General features: G+C 69.4%; 21 protein-coding genes and 1 pseudogene. 7 read left to right on the top strand and 15 right to left on the bottom strand.

Features of this window, described 5'->3' with window-relative positions; all coding sequences use genetic code 11:
- Nucleotides 1-343: 343 nt before the first annotated feature.
- The gene (locus tag RTG05_RS19840; protein WP_166526548.1) at nucleotides 344-2,362 is read left to right on the top strand and encodes a sensor domain-containing diguanylate cyclase; all 2,019 of its coding nucleotides are present in this window, start codon (nucleotides 344-346) and stop codon (nucleotides 2,360-2,362) included.
- 106 nt (nucleotides 2,363-2,468) lie between these two features.
- On the opposite strand, the gene RTG05_RS19835 is transcribed toward RTG05_RS19840, so the two are convergent.
- The 5 genes from RTG05_RS19835 to RTG05_RS19815 form a co-directional block, all read right to left on the bottom strand.
- The gene (locus RTG05_RS19835; RefSeq protein ID WP_166526547.1) at nucleotides 2,469-2,837 is read right to left on the bottom strand and encodes a type II toxin-antitoxin system VapC family toxin; all 369 of its coding nucleotides are present in this window, start codon (nucleotides 2,835-2,837) and stop codon (nucleotides 2,469-2,471) included.
- The gene (locus RTG05_RS19830) at nucleotides 2,834-3,094 is read right to left on the bottom strand and encodes a hypothetical protein (RefSeq protein WP_166526546.1); all 261 of its coding nucleotides are present in this window, start codon (nucleotides 3,092-3,094) and stop codon (nucleotides 2,834-2,836) included. Before RTG05_RS19830 ends, RTG05_RS19835 begins: the two co-directional genes overlap by 4 nt.
- A 94-nt stretch (nucleotides 3,095-3,188) precedes the next feature.
- Nucleotides 3,189-4,619 (bottom strand): amidase, encoded by a 1,431-nt coding sequence (locus RTG05_RS19825; RefSeq protein ID WP_208104675.1) that lies wholly within the window; start codon nucleotides 4,617-4,619, stop codon nucleotides 3,189-3,191.
- 19 nt (nucleotides 4,620-4,638) lie between these two features.
- A complete protein-coding gene (locus RTG05_RS19820; RefSeq protein WP_166526545.1) occupies nucleotides 4,639-5,994 on the bottom strand; it encodes a cytosine permease in 1,356 nt (451 codons plus the stop codon).
- Between the two features lie 21 nt (nucleotides 5,995-6,015).
- Nucleotides 6,016-7,563 carry an amidase gene (locus tag RTG05_RS19815; protein ID WP_166526544.1) on the bottom strand — a complete coding sequence of 516 codons (1,548 nt, stop codon included), beginning with the start codon at nucleotides 7,561-7,563 and terminating at the stop codon, nucleotides 6,016-6,018.
- A gap of 206 nt (nucleotides 7,564-7,769) precedes the next feature.
- Here RTG05_RS19815 and RTG05_RS19810 point away from each other — a divergent pair, with 206 nt between their 5' ends.
- Nucleotides 7,770-8,618 carry a FadR/GntR family transcriptional regulator gene (locus tag RTG05_RS19810; RefSeq protein WP_166526543.1) on the top strand — a complete coding sequence of 283 codons (849 nt, stop codon included), beginning with the start codon at nucleotides 7,770-7,772 and terminating at the stop codon, nucleotides 8,616-8,618.
- A 455-nt stretch (nucleotides 8,619-9,073) separates the two neighbouring features.
- Here the strand turns inward: RTG05_RS19810 and RTG05_RS19805 are convergent, their stop codons facing one another.
- The 3 genes from RTG05_RS19805 to RTG05_RS19795 are packed head-to-tail and all read right to left on the bottom strand — an operon-like array spanning nucleotide 9,074 to nucleotide 11,196.
- Nucleotides 9,074-9,343, bottom strand: coding sequence for a hypothetical protein (locus RTG05_RS19805; protein WP_166526542.1), 270 nt, complete (start codon nucleotides 9,341-9,343; stop codon nucleotides 9,074-9,076).
- Between the two features lie 21 nt (nucleotides 9,344-9,364).
- Nucleotides 9,365-10,561, bottom strand: a complete 1,197-nt coding sequence (locus tag RTG05_RS19800; RefSeq protein ID WP_315912590.1) for a DHA2 family efflux MFS transporter permease subunit — start codon at nucleotides 10,559-10,561, stop codon at nucleotides 9,365-9,367.
- A 17-nt stretch (nucleotides 10,562-10,578) separates the two neighbouring features.
- The gene (locus RTG05_RS19795; protein WP_208104674.1) at nucleotides 10,579-11,196 is read right to left on the bottom strand and encodes an NADPH-dependent FMN reductase; all 618 of its coding nucleotides are present in this window, start codon (nucleotides 11,194-11,196) and stop codon (nucleotides 10,579-10,581) included.
- A 63-nt stretch (nucleotides 11,197-11,259) separates the two neighbouring features.
- Here RTG05_RS19795 and RTG05_RS19790 point away from each other — a divergent pair, with 63 nt between their 5' ends.
- Entirely contained in the window at nucleotides 11,260-11,673 is a 414-nt protein-coding gene (locus RTG05_RS19790) for a MerR family transcriptional regulator (protein WP_208104673.1), read from the top strand.
- A 764-nt stretch (nucleotides 11,674-12,437) separates the two neighbouring features.
- Here the strand turns inward: RTG05_RS19790 and RTG05_RS19785 are convergent.
- The 5 genes from RTG05_RS19785 to RTG05_RS19765 all read right to left on the bottom strand — a co-directional run bounded on the left by RTG05_RS19785 (nucleotide 12,438) and on the right by RTG05_RS19765 (nucleotide 18,395).
- Nucleotides 12,438-13,309 (bottom strand): IS5 family transposase gene (locus RTG05_RS19785; RefSeq protein ID WP_396349614.1). Its coding sequence is split into 2 segments (ribosomal slippage): nucleotides 12,438-12,937 and nucleotides 12,937-13,309, totalling 873 coding nucleotides; the frame shifts between segments, so codons are not numbered across the junction.
- Nucleotides 13,310-14,606: 1,297 nt separating this feature from the next.
- Nucleotides 14,607-15,701 (bottom strand): GTP pyrophosphokinase, encoded by a 1,095-nt coding sequence (locus RTG05_RS19780; RefSeq protein WP_166526539.1) that lies wholly within the window; start codon nucleotides 15,699-15,701, stop codon nucleotides 14,607-14,609.
- A gap of 375 nt (nucleotides 15,702-16,076) precedes the next feature.
- Complete coding sequence (locus tag RTG05_RS19775) at nucleotides 16,077-16,772, bottom strand: MBL fold metallo-hydrolase (RefSeq protein ID WP_208104672.1); 696 nt, start codon at nucleotides 16,770-16,772, stop codon at nucleotides 16,077-16,079.
- A 66-nt stretch (nucleotides 16,773-16,838) separates the two neighbouring features.
- A complete protein-coding gene (locus tag RTG05_RS19770) occupies nucleotides 16,839-17,120 on the bottom strand; it encodes a helix-turn-helix domain-containing protein (RefSeq protein WP_166526538.1) in 282 nt (93 codons plus the stop codon).
- A 684-nt stretch (nucleotides 17,121-17,804) separates the two neighbouring features.
- Entirely contained in the window at nucleotides 17,805-18,395 is a 591-nt protein-coding gene (locus tag RTG05_RS19765; RefSeq protein ID WP_166526537.1) for a helix-turn-helix domain-containing protein, read from the bottom strand.
- Nucleotides 18,396-18,525: 130 nt separating this feature from the next.
- On the opposite strand from RTG05_RS19765, the gene RTG05_RS19760 reads away from it, so the two are divergent.
- A complete protein-coding gene (locus tag RTG05_RS19760; RefSeq protein ID WP_166526536.1) occupies nucleotides 18,526-19,128 on the top strand; it encodes a DUF2599 domain-containing protein in 603 nt (200 codons plus the stop codon).
- A 220-nt stretch (nucleotides 19,129-19,348) separates the two neighbouring features.
- On the opposite strand, the gene RTG05_RS19755 is transcribed toward RTG05_RS19760, so the two are convergent.
- Complete coding sequence (locus RTG05_RS19755) at nucleotides 19,349-20,524, bottom strand: hypothetical protein (protein ID WP_166526535.1); 1,176 nt, start codon at nucleotides 20,522-20,524, stop codon at nucleotides 19,349-19,351.
- Complete coding sequence (locus RTG05_RS19750; RefSeq protein ID WP_208104671.1) at nucleotides 20,521-21,798, bottom strand: hypothetical protein; 1,278 nt, start codon at nucleotides 21,796-21,798, stop codon at nucleotides 20,521-20,523. The genes RTG05_RS19755 and RTG05_RS19750 overlap by 4 nt, the downstream gene beginning before the upstream one ends.
- 744 nt (nucleotides 21,799-22,542) lie before the next feature.
- Here RTG05_RS19750 and RTG05_RS19745 point away from each other — a divergent pair.
- The 3 genes and pseudogenes from RTG05_RS19745 (at nucleotide 22,543) to RTG05_RS19740 (ending at nucleotide 23,458) form a co-directional block, all read left to right on the top strand.
- On the top strand, nucleotides 22,543-22,833 hold the full coding sequence (locus RTG05_RS19745; RefSeq protein ID WP_208104670.1) for a hypothetical protein: 291 nt from the start codon (nucleotides 22,543-22,545) through the stop codon (nucleotides 22,831-22,833).
- A gap of 36 nt (nucleotides 22,834-22,869) precedes the next feature.
- Nucleotides 22,870-23,145: pseudogene (locus RTG05_RS22425) on the top strand (hypothetical protein); the annotation flags it as partial.
- A 130-nt stretch (nucleotides 23,146-23,275) separates the two neighbouring features.
- Complete coding sequence (locus RTG05_RS19740) at nucleotides 23,276-23,458, top strand: hypothetical protein (RefSeq protein WP_315912068.1); 183 nt, start codon at nucleotides 23,276-23,278, stop codon at nucleotides 23,456-23,458.
- Nucleotides 23,459-23,460: the final 2 nt, after the last annotated feature.

Here is a 23,460-nt window from a genome sequence, read left to right as displayed (position 1 = left end):
ATCTCATCCGCTGGGGGTACCCGGGGGAGCGGGTGGAGGTTACATTCTGCACCCGACCAGTTACCGAGCGGGAACAGTCTGCACCCGGAGTTCACATGACGTCGCGTGACGCAGACCACAATCTCGACCGATCGGGGTTGTGGTGCTCTCACCATGCTGAGCTCTGTGGCGCGACGTCAGATTGGGACGAAGACCTTCGTCAAGCGACGGTCCGCACATCGCCACCGAAGACACCGTCCGCTCCTCAGGCGGCAGCGACCGCGGCGAGGGGTATGGCCGGCGGGACGACTCTGCCGACACGAATCCACAGGCAGCGGTCCCGGACACCCCGACGGGGAGTGACATGGAGCCGTTGACCGGCCTGTTGCGGATCCTGACGACGATCCTGTTCGTGGGTCTGGCGGCGACGTCGTTGGTGCTGTGGCGTCGGCGGCGCGATGCCCCGGCGAAGTGGGCGGCGGTGAGCTTTGCGCTGCTCGCAGGCGCCACCACCGCCGGGGTTCTGCTCCCCGATACGGGCGGGGACGCGGTCCAGTGGGCACAAAAGGTCAGCGTCGCCGCCCTGGTTGCCTTCCCGTATTGCCTGCACCGGTTCGCGGTCGCCTTCACCGGGGTGTCCAGACTGGTGGAGAGGCTGGCCGCGGCGGCCACGGTCGCCCTCGTCGCCGCCACGCTGATCCTGCCGCCCATCTCGGAGGCGGGCGAGCCGGTACCGGCGTGGTCGCCGTGGTACATCGGCGCGGTCCTCCTCGTGTGGACGGGGCTGTCCCTGCTGGTCGCGGTGCGACTCTGGTCCTCGGGTCAGGGGCAGCCGAACGTGGTGCGCCGGCGCATGCGCCTGCTCGCGTACGCGTCGGTCGGACTCAGTTTCGCGCTCCTGACCGCCGGCTCCAGCCGGGACGTCTCCAGCCAGTGGCCGGGGCTGGTCGTGCAGAGCCTGGCCCTGGCCAGCACTGTCTCGTTCTGGGCGGGGCTGAATCCCCCGCGTCTGCTGTTGGCGTCCTGGCGTCAACCCGACGAAGCGGACCTCAACAAGGCTGTGGAGAGCCTGGTGGCGGCTACCAGGCGCGAGGATATTGCCGGCGGTCTCCTGCCTCATCTGGTGCGGGTGGTGGGCGGCCGCGGCGCTGCCTTGATCGACGACGAGCAGGGCGTGCTCGCCACCTACGGCGACCTGCGGATGCCCGAGATGTTCCACTCCGGGGGGAGCGGCGACGCTCCCGGCGAGACCACGTCGCCGCACCGTATCGACTTTCCCCTCCGCTCCGGGCGGTTGTCCCTATGGGTCAGCCCCTACACGCCGTTCTTCGGGCAGGAGGAACTCAACTGGGTGCGGTCCATGGCGAGCCTGCTCGACCTCGCCGTGGAACGCATCCGCCTTGCCGAGGCAGAGCGGGAGGCGCAGCAGGCACTTAACCGCGAGCGGCACTTCTCCCAGCTTCTCGTCCGGAGCACGTCGGACTGCATTCACGCCTTCGACGCAGAGTTCCGGTACACCTTGTGGAATCCGGCGATGGAGAAGGTGACCGGCGTTCCGGCCTCCGAGGTCCTCGGCCAGGTGGCCTTCGAGCGGTTTCCCTCCATCGTCGGCACCGGAGATGACCGGTTCTTTCGGGACGCGCTCGACGGCAAGCACGTCAGCACCCCGGAGCGCCACTTCGACGTTCCCGAAACCGGGGTGCAGGGCTGGTTCACCGCCGCCTACTCACCCATTCTCGACGAGGACGGCGAGGTGGTCGGCGGTCTCTCGGTGTTCCGCGACGTCACGCACGCCAAGGAGGCGGAGCGACTACGCCGGGAAGTGCTCCACGACCCGCTCACCGGGCTGGCCAACCGGACGCTGTTCTTCGAACGCCTCCAGCACGCCCTCACCCGGCTGGAACGGCATCCCGGCCCGGTGGCGGTCATGTACCTCGACGTCGACCGGTTTAAGCAGATCAACGACCGCCTCGGTCACGAGGTCGGCGACCAGGTCCTCTGCGCGTTCGGCGGGCGGCTCACCGACGCGCTTCGCCCGGAGGACACCGTGGCGCGCTTGGGGGGAGACGAGATTGCCGTCCTGTGCGAGCACGTCGTCGACGCCGCGCACGCCTCGGCCATCGCCGAGCGCATCATCGACGCCTTCCGGACACCGCTTGCGGTGCGACACCTCGAGCTGACGGTCACCGTCAGCGTCGGGGTCGCGCTCGCCGCACACCCCGAAGCCGACCCGGGGCAACTCATCGCCCACGCCGACGCGGCCATGTACCGGGCCAAGAACAACGGCCGCGGCCGGGCGGAGCTGTTCGGCGGCGACACCCCTCACGTCTCGATGACAACGGGGCCGCTGGCGGGTGAGGGTAGGTCGTTTGCGGCGAGGTAGGTGAAGTGACCCCCGTCAGGCGGACGTCCTGGAGGATGGTGCCGCATAGGCGGTCAGGCGTTGACCTGCCCCACCGAGCCCTTCGGCTGGTCGAACGACGGCGGGGTCAGGAGGACGGGGTCTCGGGCAGCAGTGTGAACGCTTCGACGTGGGCGGGTCGGACGACCGTGAAGTGCCGCTGGTCGAAGGTGGCGATGCGCTGGATGCCGAGGCGCTCGGCGAGGTCAGCCATGCGGGCGACGTCCGCGGCGGTCAGCTCGGCCAACCGCAGGCCACCGGGCTGGAACGCCCGCAGAAACCGGACCTCGGCAGCGGGACTGCCCCATTCGCTGAGGACGTAACACACCTCGGCGAGCACGGTGGGTGGAACCAGGAACGACTCGTCGCGGGTCTCGAGCAGCCGCGCCGCAGTGCCGTGGTTGACGTCTACGGTTCTGGCGGCGGCGACGAGGATGTTGGTGTCGAGGAGGATCACTCGCGGCCGAAGCCTTGCTGGAGGTACTCCTCGGTCCGGGTGGACAGGTCGGCGGGACCGCCGTGGACTGAGCCGATGAAGTCCAGCCCCCGGCGTTCCGGCTGGTCGGTGCCGTCGCTCGGCCGCTCGAGCGGGGCTTCGCCGGTCTGCACCACATGCAGGCGCTGACCGGGCCGCACGCCGTGGCGGCGCAGCTCGGCCAGCAGCTCGGCTGCATCCTCCGGGACGGTCAGGTCCCATCCGTCGGCGGAGCTCACGCCCCGGGCGAACCTAGTGCCCGGACTCATGGGGGTCGGCGGGTGCGTGATGGCATGCCGACGGGCCCCCGCCGGCATGCCCACGGCTTAGGTTTTAGGGGCGGATGAGAGCGGGCCACCGGTTATGCCAGGGGGCCGCCGCCTCGAACGCGGCGGCCGCTCGCAGGACCGTCTCGTCATGGAGATGTCGGCCGACGATCTGCAGGCCCACGGGCAGGCCGTCCTCCGTCCAACCCGCCGGAACGGTGGCCGCCGGCTGACCCGTCATATTGATAGGCAGCGTGAAGGACAGCCACTGGAAGGACGGCACCATCCGACCGTCGACCTTCTCCGGCCCCTGCATGTGCACAGGAAAAGGCGGGACAGTCAGGGTGGGGGTGAGGAGCAGGTCGTAGTTCGCCATGAACCGCCACATCTTGTTGTTCACCGACTTTCGGGTCATCGCCGCGTCGGTCAGATCCTCGGCGGTCCAGGGTCGGGCGAGGAAGTCGGCTAGGTGCGGCGAGATCTCGTTCTCCGCAGCGAGCCGTCGCATCCCACGGAGGTCAGTGTCGAGGGCGACGATGCCCCAGAACGCGGCGTACGGATCGTCGAAGCCCGGGTCGGCTTGCTCGACGTCGCAGCCGAGCTCCTTCTCGAAGACGCTGACGGCGTTCTGCACGACCTCGCGCACGGCAGGGTCCACAGCGGCGTAGCCGAGGTTGGGACTGAAGGCGACACGGAGCCCCTCGACGCCCGTCGACAGGCAACCGGTCCAGTCCACGTCCGAGGTCGGGATCGTGTGCCGGTCGCGAGGATCAGGCCCAGCCATGACCGAGAGCATCAGGGCACTGTCGGCCACGGTCCGCGACATGGGACCGATGTGCTCCAGGGACTCCCAGCTCGAGGCGCCGGGGTACCGCTCGTCACGGCATCCTGGGTAAAGGGGGACACGTCCCATTGACGCCTTCATGCCGAAGAGACCGCAGTGGGCAGATGGGATGCGCACGGATCCACCGCCGTCGCTGCCCACTGCGATGGGGCCCATGCCGGCCGCGACAGCTGCCCCTGAGCCGGCGCTGGAGCCGCCCGGTGTCATCGCGGGATTCCATGGATTGCGCGTCGTCTCGAACACCGGGTTGTGGCCGACGCCGCTGTACCCGAACTCCGGCACGTTGGTCTTGCCGATGATGAGGGCGTCCGCCGCCTTCAGGCGTTCCACCACGATGTCGTCCTCGTCAGGTACGAAGTCCTCGTAGGCCTTCGAGCCCATCGCCGTCCGGATGCCCTTGGTCGCCACGAGGTCCTTGATGCCGACTGGCACGCCCGCCAGCGGCCCCACCTCCTCTCCCGCTGCGATGCGTCTCGCGAGGTCCTCCGCCTGGCTGCGGGCGAGGTCGATGGTCGTCGTGCAGAACGCGTGCAGCACCGGTTCGACGGCATCCATCCGGTCGCTCACCGCCTGGACCACGTCCACGGGCGAGATCTCGCCCCGCCTGACTGCCTCGGCTAGATCGGTCGCCGGCATGGCGCAGATGTCGGTCATGGTCACAATCTCCTTTCGATCAGGCGACGACGCTGGGCGCTGCCGTCGGTTTGGTGATGCCTTCCGCTTCCGCGGCGTTCACGAGGGTCGGCTCCTCTGCTCCCAGAGCCCCACCGAAGCCCTTCGCCAGCAGGGCATACGTCACGAGAGAGACCGTGATCCCCGGGATGCCGAAGATGAAGTTGGGGAAACTGAAGTACATGAACACGCCCACCACGATGCCGAGCACGACGGCGATGATCGCGGCGAGGTTGACGGGGGCGATGCGGTCCATGCCGAAGCCATGCCGACGCCGGACCAGGAAGTAGTCGCTGATGATGACGGCACCGACCGGCGGGACGATGAGACCGATCGCGATCAGCAGATTGGTGACGTTGCCGATCACGCCCGACATCGCCGCGACGATCCCGAGGACCATGCCCAGGATCGCGGCCCGACGCCAGTTGAAGCCAGGCAGGCTGTTGGAGAAGCCCATTGCGGCGTTGTACAGGCACGCGTCGGCGGTAGACCAGGTGCTCAGGATCGCGATGGCCGCGAGCGGGATGAGGACCGTCATGCTGTCGGAGTCAAGGAAGTAGGGCACTGTCGGGTCGTCGATCGCCGCGGAGAAGAGTGCGCCCAGGATCATGAAGGGGGCGTTGCTGAAGAGGAAAGCGACCGCGGTGACCCCGACGGCCTGCCCCCCCGTGCGGGTGTAGCGGACGATGTCGCCGGTCATGGTGCCGCTGACCGCGTACGTCGCCCAGGCGATCCCGACGCCCGTCAGGAAGGACATCGAGCCGTCACCAGTGGACTCGAACAGTGCGGAGCCGGCCGGGACGACCTTGGTGACGAGGTAGTAGACGACGAACAGGACCATCGCCGGAATGGCGATCTGACGCACCAGCGCCATCGACTTGATGCCGAAGATCACGGGCACCGCATAGATCACCCCCACCGCAAGCGCGATGAGCGCCACCCCGACGCCTGACTCGATGGTGAAGGCAACCTTGATGATGTCGGCGGTCAGCCATGTGTGGAAGCTGAACCACCCGGTCACCAGGGCGGCGAGGATCACGATGGGGATGATCGAGCCGCGGCCGCCGAACACTGCTCGGACCGTCAGCGGGAAGTTCAACCCCCACTTGCCGCTGGCGTAGCCGAGAGCCGACGCGTAGACGAACAGGATGACGTTGCCGGCGATGATCGCAAGGATCGCCTCTACCGTTCCGAGTCCCTGCTGGATCGTGCCGCCGATCACCGCGCAGATGAAGGCGATCCCGAAACCGGACCACACCCAGGCCGGCTGGCCGAAGCCCAGCCGGCCCGCCAATGGCACGGGCGTGGAGTGGTACTCCTCGTTGATGACGGCATCAGGCGTCTCGGACGTGGACATGCAGGGCCTCCGGTAGGTCGGCTAACAAGGGGTGGTGGGCGGCACGACGGGTGACGAACTCGCGGCCTCGACACCGGACGCGAGGCTGAGCAGGCTCCGTTCGCTGAAGGGCCGGCCGATCAGTTCCAGTCCGACGGGGATCCCCAGGCTGGTCAGCCCGGCCGGGACGGTGATCGCGGGTAGCCCGGACTGCGCGGCGACGATGGTGTTCGTGCGAAAGCTCTGCGTCCGCACATCCCCCCGCCGGAGCTCCTCCGACGTCGGTGCGATTCCCGGCGTGGTGGGAAAGCAGAGGGCGTCGAGCTCGTGGGCCTGCATCACTCCGACGAGCCGCGCCCGCAGGTCCTGCTGCGCCGCCTCCCGCTTGCGTAGCTCGGCCGGCTCGGGGTCGCACTCGGCAATTGCGCGCAGCAGGTCGAGGCTCTGGTCGAAGAGTCCTGCGCGGACGATGGAGGCGACGTCCCGGAACGGAACCGGCCGGCGGGACAGAAAGTCGTCGATGTCCGACCGCGAGCGGTACAGGTATAGCGACGTTTCCTGCAGACGGTCAGCCAGGTCCTCCACTGAGACGGGCACGACGATCGCCTTGCAGTCCTCGAGCCTTGAGAGCGCAGCCGCGAAAACGCGGCTCACCGGCGAGGTGGTTTCATCGTCGACGCCCGCCAGAGCCTCGGCCAGGAGGCCGAGCCGGGCGCCCCGCAGGGCTGCGGGCCGGAGCGCCGCTCGGTAGCCACCACGGGCGACGTCCGGACGAAGACATGCACGCGTGGCCGGATCCGCGGGGTCGAAGCCCACCAGCACGTCGAGCACGGTGGCCGCGTCCGCGACCGTGCGGGTGATCGGCCCCGCGGTGTCCTGGCTCGCCACCAGCGGGGCCATCCCCGACCGGCTCACCAGCCCGGTGGTCACCCGGACGCCGACGAGGTTGTTGTAGGCCGCCGGGATCCGAACCGAGCCGCCCGTGTCCTCGCCGATGGCGATCGGAGCGAAACCGGCCGCGACCCCGGCCGCCGAGCCGCTGCTTGATCCGCCGGCATCACGCTCTAGGTTCCACGGGCATCGGGTGTGCCCTGTGCGCGAGGACAACGAGAACCACGATGCCGCGAAGTCGGGCATCGCGCTCTTGGCCAACACGATCGCGCCGGCGGACGCCAGACGGGTGACCACGGTGGCGTCCCGATCCGGCACGTAGCCCCGCATGGCAGCCGAGCCGAACGTGGTCTCGATCCCCGCCGTCTCGATTTGGTCCTTGACCAGGACGGGGATCCCGTGCAACCGCCCAATAGGCCGGCCGCGGCGCAAGTCCTCGTCCAGGCGCCGGGCGGTGCGGAGCGCCTCGGGGTTCTGCACCGTGACGGCGTTGATGCCTGGCCCTTGTCGGTCGAACCGGTCGATCCGCGCGAGGCACACCTCGACGAGAACTTCCGCCGACAGCTCGCCGCGGAGGTAGGCGGCGTGAATTGCGTCGATCGATGCGAAGGGCGCTTGCTCAACGGGGAACACGGACAGGTCCCGATCGGGATGCGGTGACGGACACGTCCGCATCCTGGCGTGGAGCGCGGCGGTCACGATTCACTGCTCGGCGCCACGATCGGCTGGTTGCGCGGACCCGGACCTGCGCTCCCTGAGGGAGCCGGCGTTGCCGGTGGGGACGCCATGGCGCACCTCCTTCAGCCGATCGACGACACGTGTGGCGAAAGCTAGGTGTGGCGTCTGGCATACGTCAAGCCTTTGAGGTCAAAGGTCGGACTTTTGTTGAGTGGTAATGTCCTGCTGTGGAGCGCCACCGGGAGACCCCCGCTGCGGCCGAGGTCCTGGCCGTCCAACCGGTCTTCGTACGGACCGCGGCCGGCCAGGTCGTCGACCAGCTCCGCGCGGCGATCATCGACGGCCGGCTGCGGTCCGGGGACCGCCTGCCGAGCGAACAGCAGCTCGCGCAGGACTTCGGCGTCTCCCGAGGGACTGTGCGCGAGGCGATCAGGACCTTGGCGGCGAGCAACTTGGTGACCTCGACACGCGGTGCCACCGGCGGCACCTTCGTGACCACACCGCGAGCCGGCGAGCTGGCCGAACGGATCGGCGAACAGATCGGCCTGTGGTTTCGCGCCGGTAACATCTCACTGGCCGAGGTGCAGCACGCTCGTCATGTACTGGAGCGCGAATGCGTGGCGTTGGCGGCGCTGCATAGGACCGAAGAGGATCTCAGTGCCATGCGGCGACCGATCGAGACCTCACGGGATCCCACACTCGGCGAGGACGCGTGGCTGGCCACGGATGTCGAGTTCCACACCGCCGTCAGCAAGTCGGCCAAGAACAGCATTCTCGAGCTGGCTATGACCGCCGTTCACCTGGTTCGTCCGAGAACCAACCGGCTGCTTCTCAAGGAACTCCGGCGGGACTGCATCGCTGATCAGCACTGGGCGATGTACGAGGGCATCCGGGACCGCGACGCGGAGGCCGCGACGGCCGCCTTCGAGCAGCACTTCTCCTATCTGCACGAGATGCAGCAGCGCGCGCTGGCCGACGCAGATGCCGAGAGGATGCCGGTCCTAGACATCCCCGCGGAAGCCGGACCGGCGTCCGTGTCGTTCAGGACCGCCGATCAGCGAGATGCCGCAGGGTAGTACTGACCGGCTCGCGCCGTCCCGACGCTCACCGCGCGGAGGAGGCCTGTCTAGCGGATCTTGGTTGACTGGGGCGCCAAGCCAGACTTGATCGAGGCGACGTCGATGGTGCCGTGGAAACGAACTCACGTTCGTCGGTGAGCGAAGCAAGCCCACGCGTCAAGGTGCATGACACACGCCACAGCCGAGACCAGCTATCCGCGTGCCACCGCCAGAGCCCAGAGCAGCTCCCTCGCGCCGACGCGATTCGCCCTGTTCGACACGCCCGAGCGCGTGGACGTCAGGCAACACTCAGTCCACAAGAATCTCATTCCAGCCCGTCGACGACCATCGGGCTCCAACCATAAAAGCGCTGGTCAACAGCGGTTTCCGTCCACGTCCAAGATCGCTCAATCACGCTCGAAACGTTCCGCTTCAACGTCTGACTCCTGGCCCTCTGTGCAGGTCAGCGACGCTCACGAGGTCGCTTCGGCCCGCGCCGGCTCGTCGGGGCTCGGCGCCCGCCGCCGGAGCCCGACGACGGCCGCGACGGCACTGAGCCCCATGAGTACGAGCGGGACCGCGTACGTCCATCCCACTGCGCCGGCCAGTTGTGAGGTGGCCGCTGCGCGAGCGTCGGCGTCGAGCGCCACCATCCCGGCGACGCCGCCGTCGCCCGTGGCCCCGCCCATCTCAGGCGTCCGGGCCGCCACGAGCAGGGTGAGCGTGGTGGCGACGACGGCCACCCCTATTGCGCTGGCGAGCTGTTACGCCAGCGCGAGCAGGGTGGTCCCGCGGGGGGTGTCACTGCCCTCGAGGTCGCGGACGGCGGCCGTCATCGTCGGCATCAAGGTCGCGCCCGAGCCGACGCCGACGACGACCGTGGCTGCCGCGATCACCGGATAAGCGGCGTTGGTCGCCGTCGCCGCCAGGAGAGCGAGCGAGCCGAGCGCACCCAGAATCACTCCGGTCAGCACGATCCGCCGGGGCGGCACTCGGTCCACCAGCCGGGTGGCGACCTGCAGCGTCATCCCGACGGCCAGCGCCTGCGGGATGCCGATCATGCCGGCCGTGATGGCCGGATCGCCGCGCACGGCCTGCACGAAGATCGGCAGGATCGACATGGCGCCGAAGTAGGCCGCGCCGAAGCAGACCAGCACCAGGATCCCGCCGGCCAGCGGCGGATGCTTGAGCAGTCGCAGGTGCACCAGCGGATCGGGGACCCGCAGGGCGCGGACGACGAAGGTGACTGCCAGCAGCAGCCCCAAGGCGAGCACGCCGGCGGCCGACCAGGTGAGGGACCCGGTCTCGCCGATGAGCGTGCAGCCCAGGACGACCAACACCGCGCCGCCGGACAACTGGGTGAGACCCAACCAGTCGATGGCCACAGATCCGGCCCGGTCGGCCGGCTGGCGCGGCAGCAGGCGAAGGCACAGGACGACGGCGGCAACCCCGACGGGCACGTTGATCAGGAAGATCCAGCGCCACGAGGCGGCGTCGACCAGCCATCCGGCAAGGGGCGGCCCGAGGACCGGGCCGATCACCACGGGCAGGCCGAGCAAGCTCATCAGCCGTCCTCGGGCTTCGCGGGGGACCGATCGCAGGCCGATCGCCTGGCCCACCGGGTTGAGCAAGCCGCCGCCGAGGCCCTGCAGCACGCGCGCGGCGGTCAGCGATCCGGCGTTCCACGCGAGGCCGGCGAACACCGACGCCACGGTGAAGACGACCAGGGCGGTCACGTAGACCCGGCGGGCGCCGAATCGGTTCGCTGCCCACCCGGCGAGCGGGATCACCGCGACGACGCCGAGCAGGTAGCCGGTGGTGACCCACTGGATCGCCGGGAGGGTGGAGTCGAGGTCCGCCACCATCGCGGGGACGGCCACGAGGGTGACTGTCGTGTCGACGGTGACCATCAGGCCACCCAGGGCGAGGACGAGGCCGATCACCCGTGCGCGGGCGTCCATGCCCGCCTGCGCCGCGCTCACCGCTGGAACGGGCGCTCGCGGCGCGCGGACCGAAGCACGTCGGCCCACCAGGCCAGCTCGCCCAGCGCCTCGTCGAACGCCTTGTCCACCCCGGGTGGCGGCACGAACTCGCCCTCGTCGACGTCCTCCCACGGCGCCCTCAGGCCCACCGCCCGACGGGTGGTGACCACGTGGAGCTCGGCGAAGACACCGCGCAGGTGCTCGGTGGCGAGAAGGCCGCCCTGCGCGCCGTAGGACAGGACCGTGGCCGCCTTGAACATCCACTCGGCGTAGTGCCAGTCGATCGCGCGCTTCAGGGTGGCTGGATAGCTGTGGTTGTACTCGGGGGTCACGATCACGTACCCGTCGGCGCGCTCGACGCGCTCCGCGATCGAGGAACGCGGGCCCCCGCCGGGCTGCAGCAGGTCATCGGACGGCAGCGGGCACTCAGCGAGGTCGATGAGGTCGACGACGGCGCCGGTCGCGTCGGCTCGGCCGGCGGCCCAGTCGGTGAGCGTCCGTCCGATGCGGTCGGCGCGGACGCTGGCCGTGAGGACGGCCAGCCTCAGCGGCTCTCCAGGACTGGTAGCGGCGGCCTCGTCAGCATCCGGGTCGAGCATCTTCGATGAGGTCATGCCGCCACGTTCGGCCTTGAACATATGTTGAAGTCAAGGCGACCTGTACGTCACCATGGTGAGGTGACTCTCTCCGCGTTGGCCCCGTCCGGCTTCACGATGACCGTCAGCGACGTCGCCGCCGCCACCGGAGTCGCTCCCTCCGCCGTCCGCTTCTACGAGAAGCACGGCCTGGTCGTGGCCCACCGCACGGCTGGCGACCAGCGGCGATTCGACGACAATGCGGCCTGCAGGATCAAGGTCGCCAAGGTGGCGCAGCGAGTCGGGCTGACCGTGCGCGAGATCGCCGATGTGCTCAGGGACCTGCCGGAAGACCCTCAGCCGCACGACTGGGCCCGGATCGCCGAGGTGCTCGTTAGCGAAGCCGAGTCACGCACAGCGGCGCTGAAGGCCTACCTGGCTGAGATCCGCTCCGGAGCCCGGCTGTGCGACATCGACCACCGCGTCGACGTCGAGGCCACCGCTGCGGTCCGATGAGGACGCCACCTTCCCACTCTCCTTTGGGAGGTGGGCGTGCTGCCGCTGAAAGGCGTGCAGCCGGTCGCTGATTGACCGCAGCACCTCGTCGCTGCCGACCTCGACCGGGCCGCCGCCCCTTTCGGTGAGTCCCACCGTGGCCAGCTGTTCCCGGCCGAACTCGCCGCGGAAGCTGGCCTCGAGCAGCCACTTTGCCGCCCGCCAGTCCCCGGACGCGAACTTCTTCCGGGTCTCGCTGACCATCTCGCCGGTCTCTGGGTCGCGGTATCGGCGGTGAGTCTCCTCGATCAACTGCCCACCGGCCGCGGCTCGCCACCAGCGCCACATTGACCACGGCTACCTTGGCGCGGGCCTCAAGGACCCGAGTCCGATAGCGGCGGTACGCCTCCTGCCGCCCGGTAAGCCGGGCGCCTTCGGCGGCCAGCACTTCGGCCCGCTCTCCAGCTCCCATGGCGCGGAAGTGGGCGCGCTCAGACATCCCGGAGTAGAGGCACGCCTGCGTGATCGGGACGCCAGCCTCAATGGCGCGGATCATGCCCGCGACCTTGTGGTCGTCCTCCACGCCGGCAGGGCGCCCCGGGATCCGGCTCGGCCGGGCCGGAACCTGCGCCGGATCGGCAGCGCGCTGCGTCCGGCGGGGCACGCGTCGAGGCTAATGCCAGCTTCGGCCGCCGGTGGGCGAACGCCGACCCCGTCAGCCAGAACGGGCTACAGCCGAGGGCAGGGCGGTTGCTTGCCTGCGCTCCTAGGGCCTGTCCCGCGGATCATGCGCGGAGCCAGAGCACCGCGCTGACCAGCAGCAGCGTGGCCCGGTAGTAGGCGGCCCGCTTGGCGTAGCGGGTGGCCAGGGCGCGGAACTGCTTGAGCCGGTTGAAGCACCGCTCGACGACGTTGCGCTGCTTGTATCGGTCGCGGTCGAACTTCGGCGGTCGCCCGCCGGCCGACCCTCGGGAGCGCCGGTGCGCCCGCTGGTCGCGCTTCTCCGGGATCGTGTGCGCGATCCCGCGGCGGCGCAGCGCCCGTCGGGTGGAGGGATGGGAGTAGGCCTTGTCAGCGATCAGGTGATCGGGGCGCTTGCGCGGCCGCCCGGGGCCGACGCGGGGCACCCGGATCCCGTCGAGCAAGGGCAGCAGCTGCGGGTTGTCCCCGGCCTGACCGGGCGTGCAGAGCACCGACAGCGGCAGCCCACGCCCATCCACGGCCAGATGGATCTTGCTGGTCAGCCCGCCCCGGGAGCGGCCGAGCGCCTCGCCGTCAACGGCGAGCGCCTCGACCGGGTCGCTGCAGCCCCCTTTTTCCGGGCGCCAGCGGCGTGCTGGTGCGCCCGAACTGAGGAGGAGTCCACGCTGATCGTCCACTCCACCACGCTGACGGCGTCATCCTTGACTACCACCTGGGTGAGGATGCGGTCCCAGGTGCCATCGGCGGTCCACTTGCGCAGCCGCTCGTGCACGGTCTTCCACGGCCCGTAGCGCTCGGGCAGATCCCGCCACGGCACGCCGGTCTTGGCCTGCCACAGGATGCCGTTGATCACCTGCCGGTGATCGCGCCACCGCCCACCCCGACCACCGGTCGCCGGCAGCAGCGGCTCGATCCGGGCCCAGGCGGCGTCGGTGAGTTCATGTCGGCCGACCACGGACCAAGCCTGAATCACACCGATGCAAGATCGCCAGGACAGGGCCTAGGCGGTTCGTCCATGGCGGGCGTCGGCACACCGATCAGTTCGTCGTGGGGGCGTTGAGCTAGTCCGGGTCGGGGTCGTAGCGGTTCGGCACGAAGTCGAGCACCAGGGAATAGCGGGGCGTCCACGACTCGGCCGTGATCTCCGGCTCGTCTACTTCGTCGGGCTGGTCGTCTGCGACGACGTCCCTCGAGGTGCCGGCGTCTGGCCAGTCTGCGTCTGGCCTGCGGTCGAGGAGGTCCTCTGCCCATGCCGGCGGCGTCGGCGCCAAGTGGAGAGCGCGTGGGGCTCCGGGGCAGAAGATGCACTCCAGTGGCATCGCGTGGGCGTTGACCGCTGATGCTGGTGGCCCGTCCCCCGAGAGGGGCGCCGGCAGCGTCCCCACGCCGGTGGGAAACAGGCACAGGCTGATCGCCAGAGGTGAACGGCGGTCCGGCAGCGTCCACTTTGGCCACGTCCACCCGTGGCAAACCAACGGGCTCGAGCAGCACGCGCCCTGCACCACCCTGCCGCGGGAGCCGGGCGACGTGAACGGCGTCGTGGCGGTGTTGTAGAGGAGCATGCCGGGAACAGGCCGGCCGTGCGTGGATGCCCAAAGGCGAAGGGCGTCCACCTGCCATCTTTTCCACTCCCTGTAGGTCCCGGTCGTGGCGTCCAGCCTCTTCGCCTGGAGCACGAGATGAGCCCATCGACCCGATGACACTTCGACTGCCAACTGGAGATCTGCTCCGCTCGGCAGGATGCCGCGGCGTCGGTCGCCTCCCTCCAGTCGCCGCGAGTGCAAGGACGCGGCGAATGACCCGCCCCGCCGAGCGTGAGTGCTCGCCAGGCGGCGCATGAGGTTGAAGGTCGTGACCTCTTCAGGGGCGCGACCAAGCGATGCGCCAAGCGGACGCTCAGCTCGTGCACTCCTGCTATCGAGTCACGCGTGTCCATGCGCGCCATCGCTGAGGCCCACCAGAAGTAGTCGTACATCCCCGTCCCAGCCAGCTCGTCGGCCTGCCCCCCAGATCGGCACAGGCAGAAGGTCGTTGAGCGTCGCCGGTCGTTCGTGTGAAGACAACGCTGGGCGCGGTGCGGCCGCGCATTTCTCAGACTTCCGGCTCGGCGCGGCCCCGACACGAACGCTCTGCGCCTGAACTGTGGACACCGCCCACGAGTCCACCGACCCAGGAGGTGCCACCGCCGGGATCGCGAGTCGTCTGCCCGCGCCGGTGCTACGGCTACCGGCCCTTACGGGACTTGGTCTCGATCACGGCAGCACGTCGCGGAGGGCCTGGGGCCACCCTGGTGAGGGCTGGGCGCCAGGCGGCACGACGTATCCAGGTCCGACCTTGACGATCTGCACGCCCGGGACCGCAGCGACGAGCAGCGCCTTGAACGAGCCGTGGCCGGCCCACCCGTCCCGCAACGCCGTGCCGAACAGCCCTTGCAGCAACGCGGCGATAGACGCCAGCGACGCCGGCTGGGTTAGCTCGGACACGATCCTCGCCGTCTCGGCCATGACAAGAGCAGGCGACGCTGCCCCGGCAGCGTCCGGCGCGCTTGCTGGCTGATCTGCCGTCGGCTCAGCGGAGGCCGAAGGCGCCTCTACGGCGTCCTCGACGGCGCTCTGCGCTAGCCGGTCGAGCTCGAGCCGGAGGTCTTGGGCCAGATCGTCGACTGTCGCCAGCAGGTCGGCCATCCGCCGCGCAAGCGTCGTGACCAGGGGAGGGAGCTGAACGCCAGGCTTGTACGTGTCCTCATGCGTGAGCTCACCCCAGCCGTCCTGCAGCAAAGTCCTGACCTGCAACTCGCCTCGCACAGGAGTCAGGCCGGACAGCCCCGGAACCTGAGTGACCAAATTGACGTGGAAGGCCCGGTAGCCGGAGTCCTTAGGCGCGTCGACGTAACGCTTCTCCGACCCCTGCTCGGCCGCCATCCCGAACCCTGGGAGCCCGTCGCTGCCGGGCAGGTCGGCGAGCATGGCCTGGACCATGGCGATGTCGGAAAGGTTGTTGCAGACGATCCGAACCCCGACGAGGTCGTCGATGAGCGCCGGCACGTCCGCCGGTGCCTTGGCCTGGGAACGGTACTGCGGCTTCTGGAGCTTGGACCAGACGCGCAGGGGCTCCTTGACCCTGCTGTCGGACACCCGCACTCGGTGGCGGTCGAGCTCGCTAACACCCTGCCGGAGCTGCTCCTCGAGCAAACGCACGAAGGTCTGTCGTGCCGGCTCGAGCAGAGCGCGGCAGTGGTCGGCGTACCAGGCTTCGAAGTCGTCGAAGCCGAACGGGATCGTCGGCGGGCGGCGGCGCCCCCCCGCGGGTGCGGCGGCGCGGCTGACGCGGGGGTTCCCAGCTGGCACCCGCTCAACCTATGCCTGACGGCCTGGCCCGCTGCCGGAGGGCGAAGAGCGCCAGGACGACGGCGAAGAGGCCCCCTGCTGTCCTGCCGCAGCGCCGCCTCACCATCCTGGCCCAGCTCACCGTCAGGACCGCCTCCACCAACAGCTCTCACAGCCGCTTTCCGGCTTGCCGCTGCCGGCCACGGCCGTTCACATGGTCACGCACCCAGATCGGCGCCGGACCGCTGCGACTCACCTCGTCCTGGACCTGGTCGCCGACCACCTCTCCGCAGACGATCCTGCGGGGCGGCAGGGCGATGAGCGAATCCCCGCCGGCGGCCGCGCCACTAGGTCCAGGTTCATGCCATTGGGCGCAGGCCGCCTGGAGCAGCAGAATCAGCCGAACGGGTCGATGGCCCGGCGGAGTGCCGAAGAGGCGGAGCCGATCACTGGCTCGCCATGGCCGAAGCACGCGACCTCGACATCGAGCTCAGCCAGTTGCTGCAGGGATTGCCAAGCAGCGTCGCGGTCGATGTTGAACGGCCCCAGGACGACCTGTCCTTGGTGCTCGGCGATGGTGTCACCCGTGATCAAGAGGCCGGCTGCAGGTACATGCAGGGCGATGCTTCCGGGCGTGTGGCCCGGAACCGACAGCACGATGGCGTCATCGCCAAGGTCGAGGACGTCTTGGTCGGTGACTTCTCGGTCGACCCCACATGCGGGTGCAGGTTGCAGGTCAGCCGCTACGACAGCGTGCAGTTGCTCCTCTGCTGGCGTGAAGGTCGGCGGCGGACCTGACCGCTCCCCGCGGACGAACGCGGCGTCACCGGCTCCGACTATGACCTGTGCGCCGGACCAGCCGGCCACCTCCGCCGCGGAACCGGCATGGTCGTCGTGGAAATGGGTGAGGACTATCTGCCGCAACTCCTCAGGCGGTACGCCGAGGTGCTGCAGGGCGCCCCGGATCGCCGGGCCGCTCCCCGGTGGCCCCGTGTCGATCAGCGTCGCGCCCATGGTGCTGCGCCAGAGGTAGGCGTTGCTGATCCCCAGCGGCAGCAGGTGCAGGCCGGGTGCGACTTCGGTGAGATCCACAACCGCGACGTTAGAGCCATGACCGGGGCGGTAAAGACGACTTTCGCTACAAGGTGATCCGGCCCATCAGGCGGCCAGGACAAGGTCACATCGGCGCAGTTCGACGCGTGGACGCCGGCCGGTCAGCTCCCTCAGCGCAGCTCCGAGAAGCTCGGTCAGCTCTAGACCGAGCGCCCGACAAATGGCAGCGAGCAGCTCAGACGAAGGCTCCTTGCGCCCGCGCTCGACCTCCGACAAGTGGCCCATCGAGACGCCCGCGGCTCCCGCCACATCGCGCAACGTCCGGCCCTGTCCCAGGCGAACTCGGCGCAGGATCCGCCCAATAACTTCCCGCAGCAGCACGACCACACCCTGCCATGCTGGACTGGCTCTCTCCGCTCGGGGAGCGTTCCCCGGCTGACCCGGTTGCTGTTGCAGGCCCGATGCGTGACGAGTGACCCTGTCGAGGGCACCTACCTATCGGCATGACTGCATCGATCGCCGCTGACCTGGTGGGCGAGATGGTCCGCCGTTTGGTGTGACTCACCATGGCGCGCCCGCGATGCACCGCCGGCTGCGCGGACCACCCGAGCCAACTCGGGGCCTGTCGAGTTAGTGCTCCTCTGCGGAGGCAGGGCCCGTATACCCAATGGCCGCCAGATGGTCCTCGAGGATGTCGTACAGCGCGTTGCCCTCGTTCACGAGCAAGTGTCGGGTCGTACCGTCGGCCCGCTTGGCTATGTAGTGGATTTTTCCGGTCTCTCCCTTGTGTCGCCACGCCTTTGTGATCACCGGGTTCTTCATCAATGGCATGACCTCATCGTGCCCCGCCGTCGGAGGCCACACCTCCGCGCGTCGGAGTGAACCGCTAGGAGAGCCCGGCCACTCGACCTGAGAAGTCATGCGCGACCACGTGCCAGGTAGACCGCTGCTCTCGCTGGGCATGTCGGTCACCAGCGACGTCGGCGGGACTGTGCAGGGCGTCGCCGAGGCAATGGCCTATCGGGTGGGTGGACGGCTCGAATCAGGCCGTCCGGGCGCTGTGCCGCCAAGTCAGGTCCAGCCGTCACGAACGTCGATGGAGCGCAGCTCGGGAGGCGGCTTGTGGACGCCGAAGAGCACGGACACCTTCCGACTGCTGGTTACGTGACAGGGCGCAGCGCGCCCGTCTCCGTCGACGTCCTTTCCGGTGCACAGGGCCAGTCCCGCGGCCGGCACGGGCTCGCGCACTTGCCGGCTCCAGGGGCCCCACCTCAGTGACAGGGTGTGCGGTTGATCGGCTGCCCTTGGCTCCGGCAAGACGCCGATCCATACCCAGCCGCTGACTTCAGCCGGCCAACGGTGCACAAAGAAGGTGTCGGCGGTGCCGGGACGCCATTTCCAGCTCGCAGCCGCGAGATGCGCGACGCCTGCCGTGGCCCATCCGCGGCAGGCATAGATGGAGTCCAGAACAGCCGCCTTCTCCCAAGGCAGCGGTTCGCCCTGCTCGTATCGCTGCAACGACGACTTCGAGATCTGGCCGCCCGACGCCAACGCGACTTGCCGTTGGGTGAGTCGCTTAGCCGCGCGCAGCCCCGCCAACTCGTGTCCAAAGGCGCTCCATGTCGACGGCAGGTCGGGAAGCTCTCGGGGGTGTCCCTTCACGGCCCTCCTTGTCGCCCCATCCCTGACCGCTGGTTGGCCCATGGTTGGCCCGCCGCCGGGCTGGCCCGGTGCGCATCGCGGCTTGTTTTCTGGGACGTACCCACCAGCCCGTCAGGAAGGCGGTCACAGGATGTCGATGATCCGAGGTACGAGTCGCGGTCGCACCGCGCAGTCGCCCACCACCAGCGCCGAACGCGTGGCCGCCGGCGATGCTTCCGCCAGCCGGTCGCGGTCCCGCTGGGCCACGGCCGCTGGCGCGGCCCTGATCACCGTCCCTGGTGTCGTGTTGCTCAATGCGCCGAGCGCCGCGGCCTGGGTGCCGTACTGCGGGGAGAGCCAGTTCGTCCAGGAGATCCAGGTCGAGGACTGGGCCGACGGCCATCAGAAGATCAGCGTCACACCCAAGGGCGAGAGCCGCGTCGCTGTCGATCCGAACGGCGCCACCATCGCCATGTGGCACGCCGTCCAGGACTGCGTCGGCGGGCTCTACGGGGGGCGCGCCGACACGATTTATGACCAGCTCGAGTGCCACCAGCACTTCGGTGCGGCCTGGTTCGCCACCGGAGAGAGCTACGACCTCGAGACCTGGCGGCCCACCTTCGGGCCGGGTGAGTGGGTGTCCAGCCACTGCGGCAACGAACTGGGGACGGACCCGGCCGGACCGATCAGCGGCCACTACCGCCCGGACGCGGGGGCTACTGACTTGGAGGGAGCCTTCGACTCCGTGGCTTGAGCGACTTCCGGGGCGACCACGCGGATGGGCTGCGCCATGCCGTTCGCGAACTCCTTCCGCAGGGCCGTCGGGCCGTCCGAGAGTCGGGTCGCCCTCGGCCGCCGCGCCACCGCCATTGCGGCTCGTCCGTCTCGACTCGCGGGGCGGACGAGCCGTGTGGTGGCCTGGGCACCGGCTCCGTCGTGCCCTGCTGCGGCGATGTTCCAGCCCGTGCTTACGGCTAGTCTTTGCCGGGGTTCGGCGCCTCTTCGGTTGCTGCCGAGCTTGTCGACGGCCCGCCGGCGGGGGCGTCCGGCTGGGCTGCCACGCTTCGCGCGAATGCACGGAAGTCCGGGTCGAGGCCGGCCATTGTGACGAGGAATCCGCACACGTCGGCCAGCAGCTTGGCTGCCAGTGGATCGAACGCTGGGCCGAAGACCTGGACAAGCGTGGAGGTGTCTTTGGCGAGCTGCGCCTCGGCGACCCACTCGGCGTAGCGGAGTTCGTCGTTGATGACAGCGGGACGCCGCAGATGCCGCGTCAGCAGCTCGAGCAGCCGCGGGTACCAGTCCGGCAGCACGCCGTCGGTGGTGCTGGCCTCCGCGCCCTTCGGGGCGAGGCGCTGCAGGACGGCGGCGAGGTGCTGCTTCTCCTGCAGCGCCATCTGTCCACCGAACAGGTACTGCTGCAGGGCCGTGTCGACGTCGGTGACGTGGACGGCCCGCACATGCTGGGCGGCGTGGGCGAGGGAGAGCGCGTACAGCCACGCGCAGTCCATGAAGAGGGCGCGGTGCGCCGGCTGCCGCGGGTCCAGGTGCTGGTTGGCCTGTCGGAGGTGAGCGACGACCTGGAGCAGGTTGCGGTGCTCCTCGTACACCCAGTAGTCGAATTGGCGGTACTCGACAAGTCGCTCCAGCTTCTTGTCGAGGGTCGTGAACGCCTTCATGTATCCGGCCACGCGCTCCTGGTCGAAGAGGAGCGCCAGGGGCCCGCTGTCGAGGTTCAGGTCGGTCGGGTGGTACTCCTCCAGCCGGGCGACGTCGGTCGGTTCGAGCACCGAGATGCCGAGACGGCCGGCCAGTTGTCGTGAGGCCGCCGTCACCCCGCCGGCTCGGACCATCCACGCGTCGTCGGCGGCGAAGAAGTCCGAGACCCCCCGGACCCAGAACATGCGCTCGGTCGAACCGCGCTGGGTGGTCTTGCAGTCCGCGATGACGGTCCGCAGCGCGAACCCTGGGCTGACGGCGAGCCCGAGCACATCTAGGTCCGTGTAGGTCTCGTAGCGGGGCCCCGAGCGGGTGCCGCTGGCTCGCGGGGGCACGAACGCCCGCAGCGGGACGTCGACGCGCGTGGTGAATCCCATGCGCCACAGGAGGCGGCGGGAGGCGACCTTCAGGCCGAGGTCCAGCTCGCTCACAGGGCCGCCCGTCCCATCGCCGCGTCCATCATGGCCCGGTACTCCTTGTCGCTCATCGTCTTCTGCTCCCGGCGACGGCTCACCGTCTGCAGCGGCGCCTGGTACGGGGAGTTCAGCGACAGCAGGCCCCTGGCCTCGTCGTCGCCGGCCCGGTCCTCGAGCGGCTCGCCGTACGTGAGCAGGTCGCGGGCGAGTCGGACGGCCTCCACGTTGTCGTCTGTGACGATGAGCTTCGGCGAGACCCAGTTGCCCGAGGGCACGAAGTCGACGATCTGCATCCGGTAGAGCATCTGGTACTGCCGCTTGTGCGAGCTGTGCGGGCTGAGCTGGTGGTTCCGGTTCGGGTCGAGCAGCGCGGTCAGGACGCGGGCGGGGAACAGCGTCTTGGTCGCGCCCCCGAAGTGTTCACCGCAGCGCACGCACGCCAGCACCGCGAGGGCCTTCTCCAGCACCGTCTTCCGGACCGTCAGCAGGCTCGGGTCAGGCAGGTAGGGCAGCGCCGCGAAGGGCTGCTCCCGCCCGGCCGGGGTGGTCACCGACGGCGCCAGGATGAAGCCCCGGCTGATGGCGTCGGCGAGCGCGGGATAAGCGGAGTCGTCGAGGGGCAGCCCCTGGTGAGCCCGGACGGCGGCGAGGTCCTCGGCCACCCGGCCAGAGCCATGGGTCTCCAGCAGCGAGGCGAGCAGCTCGGGGTTCTCGAATCCGAAGAACGGCGAGTAGAGCACCTCGCCGTCGATGAGGGTCACGCCCTTGATCAGCTCCGACGCCTTGCCGACCTCGAGCAGGCGAGGGATGTCGCCGCGATCGAGCCCGAGCTCGTTCTCCAGCTCCTCCGCCGGCACCGGAGAGGCGGCGAGGCGGTCCACCACCGCGAGCATCTCCTGCTCCAGCTGGCTCGGCTCGTGTTCGCGCCACGACTCACCCAGGCGGTCGTAGAGGTTCTGGTGGAAGGGGACGTTCTCGGTGAAGCTGACGATCTTCTGTCCGCGGCGCTTGACGTCGTCCACCATCCCGGCCCGCTCCAGCGTCTCCACGACGGGCGCGAAGGCGTACGGGCTGATGTCGAGCTGCTCGGCGACGATCGTCTTCAGGGCCTCGCCGTCGGAGACGACGTCCTGCCCCCGGATCAGCGAGGCGAGGCTGGCTGCCATGCCCACCATGCGGGTGTCCGCCAGCGGGGTCAGGGTGGCGCTGTTGGGGTCCACGTTCCGCAGACCGGCGTGCACGTCGTGGCAGCGCAGTCCGGCCTTGAAGTCCGGCAGGCCCTCGCTCAATGCTCCGCCCCGTCCGTTGGTCCGTCCGGCCGACCAGCATTGGTCCAACACGTCGGACCCGATGGGTCCTCAGGTGGAATCGCTGGCGAGCACTCGCGGGGCCACAGCCACCGGCGCTCGCCCAACCCGTCAGTCGGCCGTGACGGGGACGCCGGTTCAGTCTATGTCCCCGGGCGACCTGCGGCGCACCATGTAGGACCGCTCCGGACCTTTGCGCTCGGGACGTGCCTGGCACCTCAACCAGCCTGTGGACGGACAGGCCACCTGTGGACGGGGCAACCATGCCGACGACCCCGAGCTGACACCCTGCACCGCGTCGGCGAGGTCACCCGCCGCCCGGCTACGTCACCCCCTGAAGGGTCCGGTAGCCGCCGGCCGCAGGCCACCGACACAGGCCCCGCCCGTCGCCCGAGGCGGCGGGCGGGGCGCCCCCGGACTGGCGGGCCGGGTCTCCGCGGGGAAGACGGCGACGCCCTCAATGCCACATGGCTGCCACAGGAGGACGAGAATCCACCGGAGACAACGGGAAATGCCGAGAGGTGTTTTCCCAGGTCAAGCAGCACGTCGGTGTGTTCCCGCTGGTCAACTGGCCACGGGTCAATGTTCCGCTTCAACGTCTAGCGACCCTTGGTCGCTGGATGACCGATCCCAAGGGGTCGGGGCTCGGCGTGGCATGACCTGAAGAGCGGCCGAAGGTGCCCAGTCTCGGCGTTGCTGACCCCACGTCGAACCTCGGAGGTCCTCGTGGACGCCGATCTGGACACCCTCGCCACGGCACTCTATGTACGCACCGACGATCTGCTGAAGGCCGCGCCCGAGCGTGCCCCGGCCCGCCCGCCGGTCGGGATCGCACCGCGGCTGACCGATGCCGAACTGGTGACCCTGGCGGTGATGCAGGCGCTGCTGGGGCGCACCAGCGAGGCTCGCTGGCTGCGCTACGCCCGCACCCAGCTGCGGCCTCTGTTTCCCCATCTGCCCCAGCAGCCGGGCTACAACAGCGGCTGCGCGCCCTGGCCGAGACGCTGTGCTGGCTGATCGGGGTGCTGGCTCGCGACACCAGCCTCTGGGCCGATGACGTGTGGGTGGTCGACTTCACGCCGGTGGAGTGCGCCCGGTCGCGGGAGACGGTTGCACCGCTCGGCGCTGGCCGGCTGGGCCGAGTACGGCTACTGCGCCAGCCACTCCCGCTACTTCCGGGGACTGCGGCTGCACCTGCTGTGCAGCCTGCACGGGCTGCCGGTCGGGTTCGCCCTCTCCGGCGCCAAGGCCGACGAACGTGAGGTGCTGCTGGGCATGCTGGCCGCCGATCCCACGATCACCGCCGGCCGGGTCCGGCAGACGGTGATCGCCGACCGGCAGTACTACGGCCGCGAGTTCGAAGCCAAGCTGACCGGCACCGGCATCCCGCTGCTGCGCTCCGCCCGCGTCGGTGAGCCGCCCCGGCTGGGGGCACGCTTGTTCAAGGCCGCTGCGGCAGGTGATCGAGTCGATCAACGACACCTTCGAAGGCCAGCTCGACCTCGAACGACACGGCGCACGCACCCCGACCGGCGTCTGGGTCCGCATCCTGCAACGCGTGCTGGCCCTCACCGCCGCGAGCTGGCACAACGACCACATCGGCGCCCCAGTCCCACGATCACTGATCGCCTACGACCATTGACC

This window comes from Geodermatophilus sp. DSM 44513 (genome assembly GCF_032460525.1).
Taxonomy (GTDB): domain Bacteria; phylum Actinomycetota; class Actinomycetes; order Mycobacteriales; family Geodermatophilaceae; genus Geodermatophilus.
Note: the sequence above shows the minus strand (reverse complement) of the source record. Positions and strands in the feature narration are given on the sequence as shown.

Excerpts from the sequence above, each read along its gene's own strand:
- RTG05_RS19820 (WP_166526545.1), bottom strand. The coding sequence starts at position 5,994 with ATGTCCACGTCCGAGACGCCTGATGCCGTCATCAACGAGGAGTACCAC.
- RTG05_RS19825 (WP_208104675.1), bottom strand. The coding sequence starts at position 4,619 with ATGACCGACATCTGCGCCATGCCGGCGACCGATCTAGCCGAGGCAGTC.
- RTG05_RS19795 (WP_208104674.1), bottom strand. The coding sequence starts at position 11,196 with ATGACCTCATCGAAGATGCTCGACCCGGATGCTGACGAGGCCGCCGCT.
- RTG05_RS19760 (WP_166526536.1), top strand. The coding sequence starts at position 18,526 with ATGTCGATGATCCGAGGTACGAGTCGCGGTCGCACCGCGCAGTCGCCC.
- RTG05_RS19840 (WP_166526548.1), top strand. The coding sequence starts at position 344 with ATGGAGCCGTTGACCGGCCTGTTGCGGATCCTGACGACGATCCTGTTC.
- RTG05_RS19800 (WP_315912590.1), bottom strand. The coding sequence starts at position 10,561 with ATGGACGCCCGCGCACGGGTGATCGGCCTCGTCCTCGCCCTGGGTGGC.